Genomic DNA, 17,855 nt, shown 5'->3' with positions numbered 1-17,855 from the left:
TGGGTTTTATTAATAATATAATAAAAGACACAAAAAGGTTAGGACTCACCTACTTGGAGAATCCTAACCATTTATATAAAAAATGTATTACTCTAATTACTTGAGCTCTACCTTAGCACCGGCCTCTTCGATAGCCTTCTTAAGGTTCTCAGCCTCGTCCTTAGCTACACCTTCCTTGATTGTAGAAGGAGCACCGTCTACGAGATCCTTAGCCTCTTTCAAACCGAGACCACAAGCCTCCTTAACAGCCTTTACAACCTGGAGCTTAGCGCCACCAACCTCAGCGAGGACTACGTCGAATGTAGACTTCTCCTCAGCTGCAGCTGCACCACCAGCAGCAGGACCAGCAGCTACAGCTACAGCTGCAGCAGCAGGCTCAATACCATACTCGTCCTTGAGGACTGTTGCCAACTCATTAACTTCCTTAACAGTAAGATTTACTAACTCTTCTGCAATAGCTTTGATATCTGCCATTTTATTCTAAATTTTATTTTTGTTTATACTATAATTAATGATAACATTGTGATTGATTACTCAGGACGCTCGCCCAATGTCTTAAGCACACCATGAATAGTGTTGCTTCCTGATTGAAGAGCTGAAACAACGTTCTTTGCAGGTGACTGGAGCAAAGCAACAATCTCTGCGATAACTTCGTTCTTGCTCTTGAGAGCTGAAAGCTCTGCAAGTTTGTCTGCGCCAACGTAGAAGCTTTCCTCTGCATAAGCAGCCTTCAATGTTGGAACATCTTCCTTGTCATATTCCTTCAACAACTTAGCTGGCACATTAGCTGTATTAGCAAACAACACAGCAGTAGTACCCTTCAAGTAGCCATAGAGCTCAGAGAAATCGATATCTGAAGCCTCGAACGCCTTGTGAAGCAAGGAATTCTTAACAACAACCATCTTAATCTCGCTCTGGAAGCACTTACGACGGAGTGCGCTTGTCTTCTCAGCATTCAATCCTGTAACATCTACAAGATAGAAATGAGGAAACTCCTGCAACTTCTGTCCAAGTTCAGCGATAATAGTATCTTTAACTTCTTTCTTCATTTTACAAAACTTTTAGAGTTATTCAACTGATTTAGGATCAATCTTGATACCCTTACTCATAGTGCTAGAAATAAAGATACTCTTGATATATGTACCTTTAGCAGCAGCAGGCTTCAGCTTGATAACTGTGTTGATGAACTCCTTAGCATTTCCATAGATCTGCTCAGAAGTCATGCCAACCTTACCGATTGAAGTATGGATAATACCAGCCTTATCAACCTTAAAGTCGATCTTACCTTGCTTAACTTCCTTTACTGCCTTAGCAACATCCATAGTTACAGTGCCACTCTTAGGGTTAGGCATCAAACCACGAGGACCGAGTACACGACCCAAAGGACCAATCTTACCCATACAAGAAGGCATTGTGATGATGACATCAATATCTGTCCAACCACCCTTAATCTTCTCAACGTATTCGTCAAGACCTACATAATCAGCGCCTGCTTCCTTAGCAGCAGCTTCCTGATCAGGAGTACAGAGTGCGAGCACGCGAGTAACCTTACCTGTTCCGTTTGGCAATGAAACAACGCCACGAACCATCTGGTTAGCCTTACGTGGATCAACACCTAAGCGTACATCAATATCAAGAGATGCATCAAACTTGGTAGTGGTAATTTCCTTTACCAACTCTGAAGCCTCCTTCAATGTGTATGCCTTCCCTGCTTCAACCTTATCAGCTACTGATTTTTGATTTTTTGTCAGTTTACTCATTTTTCTAATTGAAGTTTTAAATTATTTACCAGGGAAGTCCCCTTTTACAGTAATACCCATACTTCTTGCAGTACCAGCGATGAGCTTCATAGCTGATTCTACAGTAAAGCAGTTCAAGTCCTTCATCTTATCCTCAGCGATTACCTTTACCTGATCCCAAGTAAGAGAAGCAACCTTCTGACGATTAGGCTGAGCAGAACCTGACTTGATTTTGGCAGCCTCTTTCAATTGAACTGCAGCAGGTGGAGTCTTGATAATAAAATCAAAAGACTTGTCAGTATAATAAGTAATAACTACTGGCAACACTTTACCTGCTTTGTCCTGGGTACGGGCGTTGAATTCCTTGCAGAATCCCATAATATTAATACCCTTAGAACCCAATGCAGGTCCTACTGGAGGTGAAGGATTCGCAGCGCCACCTTTAATCTGTAATTTGATTAATCCAGCAACTTCTTTAGCCATTTCTTTGTTAATATTTAAAATTGAAACTTATAAGGAATAACAATCTCGTAACAGAATCCTATTCCTTTTCTACTTGCATAAAACCTAATTCCAACGGAGTTTTACGTCCGAAGATCTTAACCGTAACTTTCAGCTTATGCTTTTCAGCATTAACCTCTTCAACGATTCCGCTGAAACCACTGAATGGACCTTCCATAACCTTAACGGTATCATTAACCAAGTAAGGACAATCAAGATTCTCCTCAAACTCAGTCTCCTCAGCAGAACCCAGCATACGATTGATATCGCGCTGTGGAACTGGTGTTGGTTCATCCAAACCTCCAAGGAAACCCAAAACATTAGGGAGGAAACGCAACGTATGCGCTACATCACCCTTCAGTTTGGCCTCCACAAAAACATAACCTGGAAGAGAGACCTTTTCTTTAACAACTCTCTTTCCATTACGCACAGTTGCATGCTTCTCAACTGGAATCAACACCTGAGAAACATTTGCTGCTAGTAAGTCATTGTGCTTCATTTCAGCTTCGATGTATTCTTTCACCTTAGCTTCCTTACCGCTAACAGCTTTAAGCACATACCATTTATTTCCTGCGTCTGCCATTTCCTTAAAAAATTAACCTGGATAAACTACACCCATAAAGGCTTTGAAAATAGAATCCATCGCGAACACAACAAGTGCAATGACTAGGGAAGCAGATAATACAACCATTGCACTATGAGTAAGTTCGGCACGTGATGGCCAAGTAGTCTTATGCGCAAGTTCATCGTAACATGCCTTGCAATAATTTACTATTTTATTCATATTATCTTCTATTTAGCACGGGTTGAAGGGCTCGAACCCTCGACACCTGGTTTTGGAGACCAGTGCTCTACCAACTGAGCTAAACCCGTAGAAAGACTCCCACTCCCTTAGGAGGGGAGTCTGATATATATAGCAAATTAGATAAATCTAAATTACTTGATATCGTCGAGAATTGTTGTAATCTGACCAGAACCTACTGTACGACCACCCTCACGGATAGCGAAACGAAGACCCTCGTTCAAAGCAACCTTGTAGATCAACTCTACCTCAATCTCTACGTTATCACCAGGCATTACCATCTCAACTCCCTCTGGAAGCTTGATTTCACCTGTACAGTCCATAGTACGGAGATAGAACTGAGGACGATACTTGTTACCGAATGGAGTGTGACGACCACCCTCTTCCTTCTTCAATACATAGATAGAAGCCTTGAAGTGATCGTGAGGAGTAATAGCACCTGGGTGTACAACTACCATACCACGCTTAACCTCAGCCTTATCGATACCACGGAGAAGCAAACCTACGTTATCACCAGCTTCACCCTCAGCAAGGATCTTACGGAACATCTCAACACCAGTAATAACTGACTTCTTGTCCTCACCAAGACCGAGCAACTGAACTTCATCACCTACCTTGCAACGACCAGTCTCAATACGACCTGTAGCAACAGTACCACGACCTGTAATTGAGAATACATCCTCGATAGGCATCAAGAATGGCTTATCAATCTCGCGCTCTGGCTCCTGAATCCACTCATCAACTGTATCCATCAAAGTCTCAACAGACTTAACCCACTTCTCAACACCGTTCAAAGCACCGAGAGCAGAACCACGTACAATTGGAGTATCCTCCTCGTAACCATACTGCTCGAGGATCTCACGAAGCTCCATCTCAACGAGCTCAAGCATCTCCTCATCATCAACCATATCGCACTTGTTCAAGAAAACAACCAAACGAGGTACGTTTACCTGACGTGCAAGAAGTACGTGCTCACGTGTCTGTGGCATAGGACCATCAGTAGCAGCACAAACCAAGATTGCACCATCCATCTGAGCAGCACCAGTAACCATGTTCTTTACATAGTCAGCGTGTCCAGGACAGTCAACGTGTGCATAGTGACGCTTTGCTGTCTCATACTCGATGTGAGCAGAGTTGATAGTGATACCACGCTCTTTCTCCTCAGGAGCATTATCAATCTGATCGAATGACTTAACTGCCTCAGATGTACCGAGCTTCTCGTTCAATACCTTAGAGATAGCAGCGGTCAGAGTAGTCTTACCATGGTCAACATGACCAATTGTACCAATGTTAACATGCGGTTTGGTACGCACGAATTCTTCTTTAGCCATAGCTTTTCTTTTTATTTATATAAATGAATAATCTGTTCCTCTACCATCCTAAGCATCTAGAACGATAGAGCTGTAACTGAGAGTTGAACTCAGGACCTCTTCCTTACCAAGGAAGTGCTCTACCACTGAGCTATTACAGCAAGTTAATAAATTGAGCGGAAAACGGGGCTCAAACCCGCGACCCCCAGCTTGGAAGGCTAGTGCTCTATCAACTGAGCTATTTCCGCTTATCAAAGAAAGTGGGTAGTGATGGATTCGAACCACCGAAGGCATAGCCAGCAGATTTACAGTCTGCCCCATTTGGCCACTCTGGTAACTACCCAAACTATTCTTTTTCTGAGCCTCTTGTCGGATTCGAACCAACGACCCCGAGATTACAAATCACGTGCTCTGGCCAACTGAGCTAAAGAGGCAATCTTTACAGCCGCAATACGGCTAAATTTCCATCTATCGGAAAACGGCTGCAAAGATACAACTATTTTTTGAATCAACAAAATTTTTTCGAGTTTTTTTTATCGATTCCTTGATTTTTCTTTAAATTTGGTCAATTGAACCTTCATTGAGTCCACTGCCTGGTCAATTCCTTCCTCAAAAGTGTCACATGTCTTTTCTACGAACAACTTGGTTCCAGGGACAGCAACTTCCAGATGAACTTCCTTATTCAAGGCAGTAGCAGGCTTCACGACCTTTAATTGCACCTCTACTTTCTGTATATCTTCAAAAGTTTTTTCTAACTTGGCGACTTTCTTTTCGATAAACGCCTGTAACTTCTCGGTAGCGTCGAAGTGAATCGACTGAATCTTAATTTCCATAGTTACCTCCATTTTTTAAAAGGTTACGCCCGAGGATGGGCTTCAATATAAACTCGTTTCAACTGCTCAAACGTTGTATGCGTATAAATCTCGGTCGTCGAGAGTTTCGCATGTCCTAACAGTCTTTTTAAACTTTCAATTCCTGCACCATGATTCAACATTGCAGTAGCAAACGTATGCCTCAACACGTGCGGACTTTTCTTTTTCAACGAGCAAACCCTTGCGAGGTTCTCCTTCACGATTTCTCTGACTTGAACCGGACTCATCCGTCCGCCCTTATCCGCAAGCAAAAGAGCTCCAGACTTAGCCATCGCCCTTTGCACTCTTAGAGCCAAATATTCCGAAAGAGCATTTTTAAGCTCGTCACCAAAAGGAACTATACGTTGTTTGTTTCCCTTACCCGTAATCTTTATCTCTTTTTTGATAAAGTTCACATCGTCAACATCAAGTCCTATCAACTCTGACAATCGCATCCCCGTCTCATAGAACAATATTATAATAGTACGTGCGCGTACATTATTATAATCATCGCCCCACATTTTCCTGTCAAGCAACTCATCCATCTCATTTTCTTTCAAGAATTGAGGTAGCGGTCTACTTTCCTTAGGTCCTTTGAGGCTATGAGCGGGATCCGACTCCACATAATGTCTGACTAAAGCAAACCGATAGAACATTTTCAAAGCACTCAACCGGCGATTAACCGAGGTTGCCTTATTTCCTGCATCTATCATATGCTCCATCCAGTTGCGAATCATATCAGAATCAACAGATTCCCAAGTGAAGGATTCAGACAAGTTCCTAGCATACTGCTCAAAGAGTTTCAAATCTTCGCGATAGTTTTCTACCGTCCTCTGCGACCTGTTCAGTTCAGAGCGCAAATATTCCAAGAACTTATCTATACTCAACATAACGTCGTACCTTTTTCATTTCGGCAACGAAGTTACGAAAATTATTTTAAACTACCAAATTTTTTGAGGATTTTTTACTTTTATTCCTCGTTTGCACGCAACTGCTGTACGTAGATGGCGTGTTCCATCTTGAGACGCTTCAAAACAGAAGGCTTGTCATACTGCTGACGAGCACGAAGCTCCTTAACAACACCTGTCTTTTCGAATTTTCTCTTAAACTTCTTGAGAGCTCTCTCGATGTTCTCACCGTCTTTAACTGGTACAATAATCATTTTTTGCTTTTAATTTATTATGTTAAACTTATGTTATTCAATGCGAAATATGGCAATGCCACAATTTGCGGGTGCAAAATTACATCTATTTTATCAAACTACCAAGTTTTTCTTCAACTTTTTACTCTAAAATGTTCATTTTATGGGTTTTGTAGCATTTTCAAGCCATATTTTCTCCTCTTCATCAAGGAAAGGAGACAATTTTTCATAAACTGAATGATGATAAGCATTGAGCCAGTCAATCTCTTCAGGCAACAACATATCAACATCTATAGGAGTGGTATCTATAGGACAAAGAGTAAGAGGCTCTATCTGCAGGAATTTACCGAACTCAGTAGACATGTAGTCTGAAATCAGCACCGTATTTTCTATTCTTACGCCGAACTTACCTGCCAGATACAAACCAGGCTCATCCGTCAAGGTCATTCCAGCTCTCAAAGGTGTAGGCATCCACTCCATTCTTATTTGATGAGGGCCTTCGTGCACACAGAGATACGAACCTACTCCATGGCCTGTACCATGCAAGAAATTATATCCTTCACGCCACATACACTCTCTTCCTACAGCATCCAACTGTGTTCCTGATGCGCCATCGGGGAATTTAACCAATTCCAACTGAATATGCGCTTTCAGAACCAAGGTATAAACATGCTTCATCTCTTGAGATACAGGTCCCAAAGCAATGGTACGGGTAATATCAGTAGTACCATCCTGGTATTGAGCCCCAGAGTCTATCAGGATCAAGCCTTCCGGTTTCAGAACGACATCTGTTTCAGGAGTTGCCTCATAATGGACAATTGCTCCATGCTGCGCATAGCCGGCAATCGTATCAAAAGAAATATCTCTGAACAGTTTCTGTTCGGCACGTAGCGACGTTAATTTCTCATCAATGGAAATTTCTGTTTGTCCGCCAGCCTCAACAGCAGGTTTCAGCCACTTCAAGAACTTAACCATAGCAACACCATCTTTAAGCATCGCACTACGGTAGCCCTCTATTTCTGCTTTATTTTTCACAGCCTTCATAGCCGGAATAGGAGAACCAGCAGCAACAATTTCCTGGCATTTTACAGCTTTCCACAGATAATAGCTCGTTTCATCTCCATCTAACAGGATATTATATTCCGAATATGATTCAAGGCATTTTTCCACCTTATTATATTTATAGAGAGAAACCTGATTGTCTTGAAGATACTGTTTTACTTCAGGAGATAATTTATTATCATCCACGAAAAGAGAAACTTTATCGCTCTCAATCAACAAATAACTTACAAATACAGGATTGCAATGAACATCTGTACCACGAAGATTCAAAGTCCAAGCAATATCATCCAAAGCAGAAACGAGCATACCATCTGCATGAAGTTCTCTCAGAGCCTTACGGATACGGGCCACTTTAGAGGCTAGCGTCTCTCCAGCATATTCCAATGGTTGAATTTCTACAGGATTTGCAGGAAGTGTAGGACGATTCTCCCAAATCTGTGCCAAAGGGTCCAAATTAGTCCTAAGCGTAATTCCACCGAGTTTACGGAGAGAATAGCTTAAATCTTTAACATAATTATAAGAGTTGACCATGCCGTCAAGTCCAACCTCAGGAGATTGTACATCCTGCAATTCTTTTCCCAACCATTCTGCGATAGTAGGCGTGCCTTCCATTTTCAGCCTCATCAGCTGATATTCAGTACCTTCCAACTGTTCTTCTGCAGCCAGGAAGTAGCGGGAATCAGTCCATAAAGCAGCCGATTTCATTGTAACGACAGCAGTACCAGCCGACCCGTTAAAACCAGAGATCCACTCTCTTCCTCGCCAATGGTCGGCAACATACTCGCTCTGATGAGCATCTGTACTAGGGAAGATGAAAGCAGAAAGATGTTCACGCTTCATCAACTCCCTCAATCTAGCTAAACGTAATTCGATTTCATTCATAATTGTTATGCAATTTAATGTTTAACTTAACTCCAAATAATGCATTTTGCTAATTAGAGATTACAAAGATAACATTTTTAAGAATTAACAACAAATTTAAGCGCAAAAATATGCACGATTTACATTACTTTTTATTAATTTTGCGGTCGGAAAGTAAAAAGAAGGAGTTTTACAAACTTTATTCCAGATACATTCCGCTATTTTTCAGGAGAAAAAGATTATAAACATTTTAATAAGAATTGTAGTTATGAATTTTTTAACAAATGACAAACTCGTTATCGTCGGTGCAGGCGGTATGATCGGTTCTAACATGGTACAGAGCGCTTTGATGCTCGGTCTTACTCCAAACATCTGTCTTTATGATATCTTCGAGCCAGGTGTACATGGTGTATTCGATGAGATTCAGCAGTGCGCATTCCCAGGTGTTAACGTAACTTATACTGTTAACCCAGAGGAGGCTTTCACTGGTGCTAAATATATCATTTCTTCTGGTGGTGCTCCTCGTAAGGAGGGTATGACTCGTGAGGATCTTCTTAAGGGCAACTGCAAGATTGCTGCTGAATTTGGTGACAACATCAAGAAGTATTGCCCAGAGGTTGAGCACGTAGTTGTTATCTTCAACCCAGCTGACGTTACAGCTCTTACAGCACTTATCCACTCAGGTTTGAAGCCAAACCAGTTGACATCACTCGCAGCTCTCGATTCTACTCGTCTGCAGCAGGCTTTGGCCCTCGAGTTCGGTGTACAGCAGGATAAGGTTACTGGCGCTCACACTTATGGTGGTCACGGCGAGCAGATGGCTGTATTTGCTTCTCAGGTTAAGGTTGACGGCAAGCCATTGGCAGAGATGGGTCTTTCTGACGAGCGTTGGGAAGAGATCAAGCACCACACAGTACAGGGTGGTTCAAACATCATCAAGCTCCGCGGCCGTTCTTCATTCCAGAGCCCAGCTTACAACGCAGTTAAGATGATCGAGGCTGCTATGGGTGGCGAGAAGTTCACATTGCCAGCAGGTTGCTATGTAAACCACGACAAGCTCGGCTTCAAGAACGTAATGATGGCTATGCCTACTACTATCGACAAGACTGGTGTTCACTTCACAGAGCCTACAGGTACTGAGGAAGAGCTCGCTAGCCTCCAGAAGTCTTACGAGCACCTTTGCAAGATGCGTGATGAGATCGTAGAGCTTGGCATCGTTCCTCCAGTAGCTGAGTGGAAAGAGATGAACCCTAACTTGTAATTCTCCGCTTCGGATTTTTAGAAGTTAACTCGATAAGGGCTGAATCGTGAAAATGCTTCATGATTCAGCCTTTTTTCATTTATTTTTCCCCTATAGCGACCATTTATCCCCAAATACGCCATATCGTTACATTTTTCTGTAAATCAGGTTATACGAATTTGGCATTATTTTTGTAATTTTGCACACAGAAATAACAAATAAAAAAGGATAATAGAAAATTATGGAATTGATAAAGAACAAATCATTCGGGGGCGAGCGCCCTCTTTTCGGTGCTCACGATGTACGTTTAGAAGATATTACGATTACAGATGGCGAATCGGGCATCAAGTGCTGCCAAAACATAGAATGCCACCATTCCAAGTTTTATGGCAAATACCCTTGGTGGCATGTGGACGGTTCCCTTATCACAGACTGCTACTTCGCCCCAGAAAGCCGTTCGGCCATCTGGTATAGTGATAATATGGTGATGAAAGACTGCACCATCGATGGGCCTAAGTTCTTCCGCGAAATGAAGAATCTGGATTTGGAGAACGTAAACATCACAGATGCTGATGAGACTTTCTGGAAGGTAGATGGCCTGAAACTGAAGAACGTAAAACTCCACGATGGAACTTATCCATTCATGTTCTCCAAGAATATCTATGTAGACGGACTTGAGAGCGACTCTAAATATGTATTCCAATACTGCAGAAATGTGGAGATTCACAACGCAAAGATTACAACCAAGGACAGTTTCTGGGAATGCGAGAATGTAACCGTCTATGATTCGGAACTGAATGGTGAGTATCTGGCCTGGCACAGCAAGAACATCAAGTTCGTACGTTGCCACATCAGCGGCGAGCAGCCTCTCTGCTACATGGACCATGTAACTCTGGAGGATTGCACCTTTGATAAGGAATGCGACCGTGCCTTCGAGGATTGCACCAACATCGATGCACAGATCAAGGGAAGTATCACCAATATCAAAAACCCTATCTCCGGAAGAATCGAGGCAGACGAAGTGGGAAGCGTAACATATACTGAGTTTGCCAAAGCGCCAAAGGGTGCATGTGAAATCACAGATAAATCGAAATAGTTTAAGAGGTAATTACAGAAATGACAACAATCAAGTAAATTACTTATTGTTCCCATAACTAATTATTCTTACACTTAACTGAAATCTCCGTTCATAGACACTGAACGGCCGTTCAAAAGCTTTGAATGTACGTTCAATGTCTTTGAACGGAGATTCAAAGTCTATGAACGAAGATTTCAATTAGGAGGAAAAGAGAATCATCCTATATAAATAAGAGATTTATCCTATATAGATAGAAGAAACAACATAGATAGAAAACAAATATGAAATACAATTTTGATGAAATCATCGAACGTCGTGGAACCAACTCATACAAATGGGATTTGGTAAAGGAAGACGGCGTTATTCCGATGTGGGTAGCAGATATGGACTTCCAGACTGCTCCCTGCATCATCGAAGCTCTGCAGAAGCGCGTAGCTCATGGCATCTTCGGCTATACCCTCGTACCTGATTCTTATTACGAGGCTATCATCAGCTGGTTCTCCCGCCGCCACCAGTGGAAGATAGAGAAAGACTGGATTCTCTATACTTCAGGCGTTGTACCAGCCATTTCTTGCTGTCTGAAAGCCATCTGCATGCCTGGCGAAAGGGTATTGGTACAGACACCTGTCTACAACTGCTTCTTCTCCTGCATTACAAACAGCGGCTGCGAAGTAGTAGAAAACGAACTGAAACGTGTGGGCAACTGCACTTATGAGATAGATTTCGAAGACTTCGAGCGTAAATGTGCCGATGAGAAGACCACAGCCTTCATCCTCTGCAATCCTCACAACCCAGCCGGAAGAGTGTGGAAGAAAGAGGAACTTGAGCGAATGAACGACATCTGTCTCAAGCACGGGGTAAAGGTCATCGCAGATGAAATTCATTGCGAGCTCATCATGCCAGGCTATCAGTATACTCCATTTGCCAGCATCAGCGAAGCTTGCCGTGACAACTGCGTAGTATTGAATTCTCCATCAAAGTCATTCAATATTGCAGGACTTCAGATAGCCAACATTATCTGTCCGGATGCAACATTGCGCCGCCGCATCAACCGTGCCATCAACATCAACGAGGTTTGTGACGTAAACCCATTCGGCGTTATCGCTCTCCAGGCAGCTTACAATGAGGGAGAAGAATGGTTGGATGAATTGAACCAATATCTCTACGAGAACTATCAGGCAGTAAAGGAATTCTTCAATACCGAATTGCCACAAGTTCGCGTTACCCGCCTTGAAGGCACCTACCTGGTATGGCTCGATATCCTGCCATTCGAACTGTCAAGCGACGAGGCTTATGAAAAGCTGATGAACGATGGTAAGGTATTCGTCAACAGTGGTACGATGTATGGCAGAAAGGCTGGTCAGGGCTACCTGCGCCTCAACATCGCCTGTCCTCGCAAGACCCTGATGCAGGGTCTGATCCGCATTGCTCGGGTTCTCAGCCAGTATATGGATGAAGAGGATTTAAGCGGATGCCCTGCATAAAAGAGCGAAGAAAGAGAAAATATTTCTAAATAAAATGTTTAAAACAAGATAAGATGGAAAATGAAGTTTTAAAAGCCATTAAGGAGAGAAGAAGCATTCGTCGCTTCAAGGCAGATCAGATTACCGACGAAGAGTTGAAGACGGTATTGGAAGCCGGCACATGGGCAGCAACAGGTCATGGAACCCAGGAGCCTTTCATCATTGCCGTTCAGAATCCAGAGATTTGCGCCCAGCTTCGCAAGATGAACGCAGAAATCATGGGTGTAGAAAGCGATCCTTACTATGGAGCGCCAACCATCGTTATCGTTCTGGCACCAGAAAGCAACGTTAACGGTGTGAAAGATGGCAGCCTTATCTTAGGCAATATGATGCTTGCAGCCCACTCTATCGGCCTTGCATCTTGCTGGATTAACCGTGAAGACGGCATGTTTGCATCAGAAGAAGGCAAGAAGCTGATGAAAGACTGGAATCTTCCAGAAGGTTTGATGGGAGTAGGAGCCTTAGCCTTGGGTTATGCTTCTGCGCATCCTCATACCGTAAAACCAAGAAAAGAGGATTACTACCGCATTATCAAATAAAGGCAGGATGCCTGGTTTACGGCACATACATTTACAAGAAAAGGTCTCATGAAGAAAAACATTCATGAGACCTTTTTATATATGTATATAATGAAGCTATTACAACTTTACACTTGCCAAGACCTTATCTGTAGCGCCAGCCAAATGAGCCACGAAGGCGCCAGCCTTATCGCCAGCCTGATTCAGGAAGGCCTCATCATTCATCAGAGAACTCATCAAGCCTGAGAAATCCTCATAGGTATTGATTTCAAAACCTCCACCCGATTTCAGCAAGCCCTGAGCCTCCTGAAACTTTTTATTGTTCGGACCAAAGATAACCGGCATATTCCATACGGCAGCCTCCAAGGTATTATGAATGCCAACACCAAAGCCGCCACCGATATAAGCCACATCACCATAGTTGTACATACTGCTCAACAATCCGAAACAATCGATGATCAAGACATCAGCCTCTGCAGCTTCTTCAGGAGTAGTTTGCGTATAGCGCACCACCTTCTTGCCCTTTATCAGAGAAAGAATCAACTTCAGATGCTCTTCAGCGATGACATGAGGAGCAATCAGCAGGCGCCAATCCTTATGCTCATTAAAGAAAGGTATAAAGATATTCTCATCTGGTGGCCAAGAGCTACCGGCAACAAATACCTTGAAATCATGATGAGGTACATCCGCAGACTGAGATGAAGCTACTCCTGTTCTGAAAGCCTCGCAAATCGGCAATTGCTTGGCAGCCTCCTTTATCTGGAGAACACGGTCGAAACGGGTATCTCCTACCACATCCACAGCCGTGATGCCGATACCTTCGAGCAATCGCTTACTCTCTTCGTTCTGTACGAAGAAACGGGTAAAGCACTTCAGCACTCCAGCATAGCTTCTGCCGTACCATTTGAAGAACACCTGATCCTCGCGGAAGATACTGCTCACGCTATAAGTAGGAATATTGCGATGCTTCAGGATATGAAGGAAATTAGACCAGAACTCATACTTGATGAAGAAAGCCATCACAGGACGTACCAATCTAAGGAAACGGATGGCGTTCAACCGAGTATCCACCGGCATATAACAGATGATGTCAGCTCCCTCATAGTTCTTGCGCACCTCATAACCTGAAGGAGAATAGAAGGTAAGCAGAATCTTATACTGAGGATAGTCCTTGCGGATACGTTCCATCAAAGGTCGTCCCTGTTCAAACTCACCGAGCGATGCAGCATGAAACCAAATGTACTTAGCGTTAGGATCCACCTTCTGCTTCAATATTTTGAAAGCCTCACGCTCACCACGCCACATCTTGCGCACCTTTTCATTGAACAGACTTGCAATGGCTATGCCCCAAAGGACGAAATATATTACGATATTATAGATCATGATATTTCTTTATATTGGTTACTATCTATAAATACGTGAACTCTCTGAATAGCCTTCAGCAATATGCTGCAGAAAGCCATTCAGAGAGAAATTATTGTGAATTAACCCAAAACTTCGATTGCCTTGCGAAGACGGCGCAGAGTTTCCTCCTTGCCAAGGAAGGCTGAGATATCGAACATACCCGGGCCCTTACCCTCACCTACGAGAGTCAGACGGAATGCGTTCATCACATCACCCAGCTTATAGCCCTTATCCTCTACCCATTTCATCACGACTGGTTCCTGACCTTCGATAGAGAAATCCTCAATACCTTCAAGCACATCAGCAAGTTCTGTCATCTGCTGTGCAGAATATTCCTTCCAGCGCTTCTTGGCTGTCTTAGCATCATACTCTGTAGGAGCAATGAAGAAGAAAGAACACAATGGCCACAATTCATAGACGAAGTTCACACGATCCTTCATCATGTGTACCACCTGCTTTACGCGGTCCAGAGTTTCCTCTACACCATTGTTGGCAACAATAGGGGCAAAGAGGTTAGCTATGTCATCATCGCTCTTCATCAGAATGTATTCGTGGTTGAACCAGATTCCCTTCTTGAAGTCGAACTTGGCACCAGCCTTAGAGCAACGTGAAATATCAAAAGCCTTCACCAGTTCATCAAGAGAGAAGATTTCCTGTTCTGTACCAGGATTCCAGCCGAGGAGCGCCAGGAAGTTGACTACAGCCTCTGGGAAGTAGCCACTCTCACGATAACCGGAAGAAACCTCGCCAGTCTTAGGATCATGCCATTCCAACGGGAATACAGGGAAACCGAGGCGGTCGCCATCACGCTTACTCAGTTTACCTTTACCTTCAGGCTTAAGAAGCAAAGGAAGATGCGCAAAACGAGGCATGGTATCTTCCCAACCGAAAGCCTTATAAAGAAGTACGTGCAAAGGCGCACTAGGCAACCACTCCTCACCGCGGATTACATGAGAGATTTCCATCAGGTGGTCGTCTACGATATTTGCCAGATGATAAGTTGGCAATTCATCAGCACTCTTATAAAGCACCTTATCATCCAGGATATCGCTCATTACCTTCACGTCACCACGAATCATATCGTTCACGTGAATTTCCTGTCCCGGTTCAATCTTGAAACGTACAGTATACTGCTTTCCGTCAGCAATCAGCTTATCAACCTCTTCCTTAGAAAGAGTCAGAGAGTTGCGCATCTGCATACGAGTATGAGCATCATACTGGAAATTCTGGATTTCGGCACGTTTCGCTTCCAACTCCTCAGGAGTATCAAAAGCAATATACGCCTTATCATTATCCAAGAGCTGCTGAACATACTGCTTATAGATATCACGACGTTCACTCTGGCGATAAGGTCCATGCTCTCCACCGAAACTTACACCCTCGTCAAACTGGATACCCAGCCACTTGAAAGATTCCAGGATATATTCTTCGGCTCCAGGCACGAAACGATGAGAATCTGTATCCTCAATACGGAACACCAGCTCACCTCCATGTTGGCGAGCAAACAAATAATTATACAGAGCGGTACGAACACCGCCAATGTGCAATGCACCCGTTGGACTAGGGGCAAAACGCACCCTTACTTTTCTATCTGCCATGTCTTTTTATAGCTATTTTCAAATTTTTCTGCAAATTTACATCTTTTTTTGCGATTTTAGCCGTTTTTTTTCGTATTTTCGCACTGTAAAACGAAATAAGTAAGAAAAAAGTAGGAAAATGAGCATATTTAACAACCCAGAAGAGAACTATTGGCGCAATTTCGCCACAAAAACGGTTTTGATATTAATTACCGTTGCTATCATTGTTTGGTTCCTTCCTCGCAACGAAGGAAGGATGTTCCGGTACGATGTTGGAAAGCCATGGATGTATGGTTCCGTCATCGCAAAATTTGACTTTCCGATCTATAAGACCGATGAAGCCATCAAACGTGAACAGGATTCGCTGATGAAGCAATTCCAACCTTATTATTCTGTCAATGAATCCATCGGCAGCGAACAGGTGAGCCGTTTCCTGCACGACTTCAGCCAAGGTGTACCAGGTTTGCCAAAAGAATATGTGGGACTCATAGCCCACCAGCTTCAACGCCTTTACCAGACCGGCATCATCAATACCACGGAATATAATCGTATCTACAAAGATTCTACCAGTATGATACGAATTATCAACGGAAAGAATGTGAAGAGCGTACCTATCGGTTCGTTCTACTCTACTATTGCCGCTTACGAACGCATCTTCTACGATGAGAAGCTGGCAACCCAGCGTCAGCTTTTATCCCGTTGCAACCTTAACAATTATGTTGAAGCTAACGTCATATATGATAAGGAAAGAAGCGAGGCAGAGAAAGCCGACATGATGAGCAGCATTCCACTGGCAAGCGGAATGGTGATGAGCGGACAGAAGATTGTGGATCGTGGCGAAGTGATTACAAACAATACCTATCGGGTGCTCAATTCATTCGATAAGGAGATGAAACGCCGCAGTTCTACCCAGGAAGAACTGACAACCACTATCATCGGACAGGTACTGTTTATCTTCATTCTTGTCATGCTGTTTACCTCTTATCTCTCACTTTTCAGAAAAGACTATTTTGATAAGCCGCGCAGCATTACCATGCTTTATGCGATGATTACGCTGTTCCCTATCTTTGTGTCACTCATGATGAAACACAATTTCTTCAGTGTCTATATCATCCCATTTGCCATGGCACCTATCTTCGTACGTGTGTTTATGGACTCGCGTACAGCCTTTATCAGCCACGTTACGATGATCCTCATTTGTGCAGCAGCAGTAAAGTACCAGTACGAGTTTATCATCGTACAGCTGGTAGCTGGTCTTGTTGCTATTTACAGTTTGCGTGAACTCAGCAAGCGCTCGCAGATATTCATCACAGCCCTGTTGGTAACTATAGCCAGCAGTGTAGTATATCTTGCCCTTCAGCTGATGCAAGACAACCAGGTGTTCAACGTAGATACCAGCATGTATACCTACTTTACCGTAAACGGCATCTTCCTGCTACTCTCTTATCCGCTCATGTACATTATAGAAAAGATGTTTGGATTTACATCTAATGTTACACTCTTCGAGCTGTCAAATACCAACAAGGGATTACTTCGCAACCTGAGTGAGATTGCTCCAGGCACCTTCCAGCATTCTATCACCGTAGGTAACCTGGCAGCAGAGATTGCCAACCGCATCAGAGCCAACAGTCTCCTGGTGCGTACCGGAGCACTCTATCATGATATCGGTAAGATGACTAACCCTGTTTTCTTCACAGAGAATCAGGCGGGCGTTAATCCTCACGACCAGTTAAGCGACCTTGAGAGCGCACAGATTATCATAAGCCATGTTTCAGAAGGTCTGAAGATGGCAGAGAAGGTTGGTCTGCCAGGCATCATAAAGGATTTCATCACTACTCATCACGGAACGGGCATCACCAAGTATTTCTATATTAATTACTGTAATGCCCACCCTACAGAGGTGATTGACAAGTCACAGTTCCAATATCCTGGTCCGAACCCATTTACCCGCGAACAGGCCATCCTGATGATGGCAGATACGGTTGAAGCGGCTTCGCGCTCTCTGAACGAATATACTGAAGAAAGCATCAGTAACCTCGTCAATAAACTCATCGACGGACAGGTGGCAGATGGTTTCTTCAAGGAGTGCCCTATCACGTTCCGAGACATCGCTCTCGCTAAACAGGTACTCATCGAACGACTCAAGGCTATTTACCATACCCGTATTTCGTATCCTCACTTAAACGTAAAACAGAATGCCGGTAAAAAGACGAGTCAGGAGTCTAAAGAACAAGAGTAAAGATACAAT

Annotated in this window: 18 protein-coding genes and 5 tRNA genes; 5 read left to right on the top strand and 18 right to left on the bottom strand. The window is 43.4% G+C overall.

Going from position 1 to position 17,855, the window contains the following annotated elements:
* Positions 1–96: 96 nt before the first annotated feature.
* The 16 genes from rplL to KUA46_RS14715 all read right to left on the bottom strand — a co-directional run bounded on the left by rplL (position 97) and on the right by KUA46_RS14715 (position 8,288).
* Positions 97–474, bottom strand: a complete 378-nt coding sequence (rplL, locus tag KUA46_RS14790) for a 50S ribosomal protein L7/L12 (RefSeq protein WP_006848843.1) — start codon at positions 472–474, stop codon at positions 97–99.
* A 56-nt stretch (positions 475–530) separates the two neighbouring features.
* Positions 531–1,049 (bottom strand): 50S ribosomal protein L10, encoded by a 519-nt coding sequence (gene rplJ / locus KUA46_RS14785; RefSeq protein WP_022122141.1) that lies wholly within the window; start codon positions 1,047–1,049, stop codon positions 531–533.
* An 18-nt stretch (positions 1,050–1,067) separates the two neighbouring features.
* Positions 1,068–1,760 carry a 50S ribosomal protein L1 gene (gene rplA, locus KUA46_RS14780; RefSeq protein WP_022122140.1) on the bottom strand — a complete coding sequence of 231 codons (693 nt, stop codon included), beginning with the start codon at positions 1,758–1,760 and terminating at the stop codon, positions 1,068–1,070.
* A 21-nt stretch (positions 1,761–1,781) separates the two neighbouring features.
* Positions 1,782–2,222, bottom strand: coding sequence for a 50S ribosomal protein L11 (rplK, locus tag KUA46_RS14775; RefSeq protein ID WP_006848846.1), 441 nt, complete (start codon positions 2,220–2,222; stop codon positions 1,782–1,784).
* A 58-nt stretch (positions 2,223–2,280) separates the two neighbouring features.
* Positions 2,281–2,823, bottom strand: a complete 543-nt coding sequence (gene nusG, locus KUA46_RS14770; RefSeq protein ID WP_006848847.1) for a transcription termination/antitermination protein NusG — start codon at positions 2,821–2,823, stop codon at positions 2,281–2,283.
* Between the two features lie 12 nt (positions 2,824–2,835).
* Complete coding sequence (gene secE / locus KUA46_RS14765) at positions 2,836–3,024, bottom strand: preprotein translocase subunit SecE (RefSeq protein ID WP_006848848.1); 189 nt, start codon at positions 3,022–3,024, stop codon at positions 2,836–2,838.
* A gap of 16 nt (positions 3,025–3,040) precedes the next feature.
* A tRNA-Trp gene (locus tag KUA46_RS14760) sits at positions 3,041–3,113 on the bottom strand.
* A gap of 63 nt (positions 3,114–3,176) precedes the next feature.
* Positions 3,177–4,373 (bottom strand): elongation factor Tu, encoded by a 1,197-nt coding sequence (gene tuf, locus KUA46_RS14755; RefSeq protein WP_022122139.1) that lies wholly within the window; start codon positions 4,371–4,373, stop codon positions 3,177–3,179.
* Positions 4,374–4,441: 68 nt separating this feature from the next.
* Positions 4,442–4,513, bottom strand: a tRNA-Thr gene (locus KUA46_RS14750).
* A gap of 14 nt (positions 4,514–4,527) precedes the next feature.
* Positions 4,528–4,600 (bottom strand) — tRNA-Gly (locus KUA46_RS14745).
* Positions 4,601–4,613: 13 nt separating this feature from the next.
* Positions 4,614–4,695, bottom strand: a tRNA-Tyr gene (locus KUA46_RS14740).
* A 17-nt stretch (positions 4,696–4,712) separates the two neighbouring features.
* Positions 4,713–4,786, bottom strand: a tRNA-Thr gene (locus tag KUA46_RS14735).
* A gap of 99 nt (positions 4,787–4,885) precedes the next feature.
* A complete protein-coding gene (gene hpf / locus KUA46_RS14730) occupies positions 4,886–5,185 on the bottom strand; it encodes a ribosome hibernation-promoting factor, HPF/YfiA family (protein WP_022122138.1) in 300 nt (99 codons plus the stop codon).
* A gap of 23 nt (positions 5,186–5,208) precedes the next feature.
* On the bottom strand, positions 5,209–6,090 hold the full coding sequence (gene xerA / locus KUA46_RS14725) for a site-specific tyrosine recombinase/integron integrase (RefSeq protein ID WP_217326421.1): 882 nt from the start codon (positions 6,088–6,090) through the stop codon (positions 5,209–5,211).
* A gap of 83 nt (positions 6,091–6,173) precedes the next feature.
* Entirely contained in the window at positions 6,174–6,365 is a 192-nt protein-coding gene (gene rpsU, locus KUA46_RS14720; protein ID WP_006848852.1) for a 30S ribosomal protein S21, read from the bottom strand.
* Positions 6,366–6,500: 135 nt separating this feature from the next.
* Positions 6,501–8,288 (bottom strand): aminopeptidase P family protein, encoded by a 1,788-nt coding sequence (locus tag KUA46_RS14715; protein ID WP_218487292.1) that lies wholly within the window; start codon positions 8,286–8,288, stop codon positions 6,501–6,503.
* Between the two features lie 247 nt (positions 8,289–8,535).
* On the opposite strand from KUA46_RS14715, the gene KUA46_RS14710 reads away from it, so the two are divergent.
* The 4 genes from KUA46_RS14710 (at position 8,536) to KUA46_RS14695 (ending at position 12,647) form a co-directional block, all read left to right on the top strand.
* Positions 8,536–9,528 (top strand): malate dehydrogenase, encoded by a 993-nt coding sequence (locus KUA46_RS14710; protein ID WP_118140326.1) that lies wholly within the window; start codon positions 8,536–8,538, stop codon positions 9,526–9,528.
* 220 nt (positions 9,529–9,748) lie between these two features.
* A complete protein-coding gene (locus KUA46_RS14705; RefSeq protein ID WP_118152775.1) occupies positions 9,749–10,603 on the top strand; it encodes a DUF3737 family protein in 855 nt (284 codons plus the stop codon).
* Between the two features lie 263 nt (positions 10,604–10,866).
* Positions 10,867–12,069 (top strand): MalY/PatB family protein, encoded by a 1,203-nt coding sequence (locus KUA46_RS14700; RefSeq protein ID WP_218487291.1) that lies wholly within the window; start codon positions 10,867–10,869, stop codon positions 12,067–12,069.
* Positions 12,070–12,122: 53 nt separating this feature from the next.
* Positions 12,123–12,647, top strand: coding sequence for a nitroreductase family protein (locus KUA46_RS14695; protein WP_117586702.1), 525 nt, complete (start codon positions 12,123–12,125; stop codon positions 12,645–12,647).
* 99 nt (positions 12,648–12,746) lie between these two features.
* Here KUA46_RS14695 and KUA46_RS14690 read toward each other — a convergent pair whose 3' ends face one another.
* On the bottom strand, positions 12,747–14,006 hold the full coding sequence (locus KUA46_RS14690) for a 3-deoxy-D-manno-octulosonic acid transferase (protein ID WP_218487300.1): 1,260 nt from the start codon (positions 14,004–14,006) through the stop codon (positions 12,747–12,749).
* 104 nt (positions 14,007–14,110) lie between these two features.
* A complete protein-coding gene (gltX, locus tag KUA46_RS14685) occupies positions 14,111–15,628 on the bottom strand; it encodes a glutamate--tRNA ligase (protein ID WP_218487290.1) in 1,518 nt (505 codons plus the stop codon).
* A 118-nt stretch (positions 15,629–15,746) separates the two neighbouring features.
* Between gltX and KUA46_RS14680 the strand changes: the two genes are divergently transcribed.
* Positions 15,747–17,846, top strand: coding sequence for an HD family phosphohydrolase (locus KUA46_RS14680; RefSeq protein ID WP_217745858.1), 2,100 nt, complete (start codon positions 15,747–15,749; stop codon positions 17,844–17,846).
* Positions 17,847–17,855 lie beyond the last annotated feature (9 nt).

Source organism: Segatella copri (genome assembly GCF_019249765.2).
Classification (GTDB): Bacteria; Bacteroidota; Bacteroidia; order Bacteroidales; family Bacteroidaceae; genus Prevotella; species Prevotella copri_K.
The sequence above is the reverse complement of the archived record's forward strand: the minus strand, read 5'-3'. Positions and strand labels throughout refer to the sequence as shown.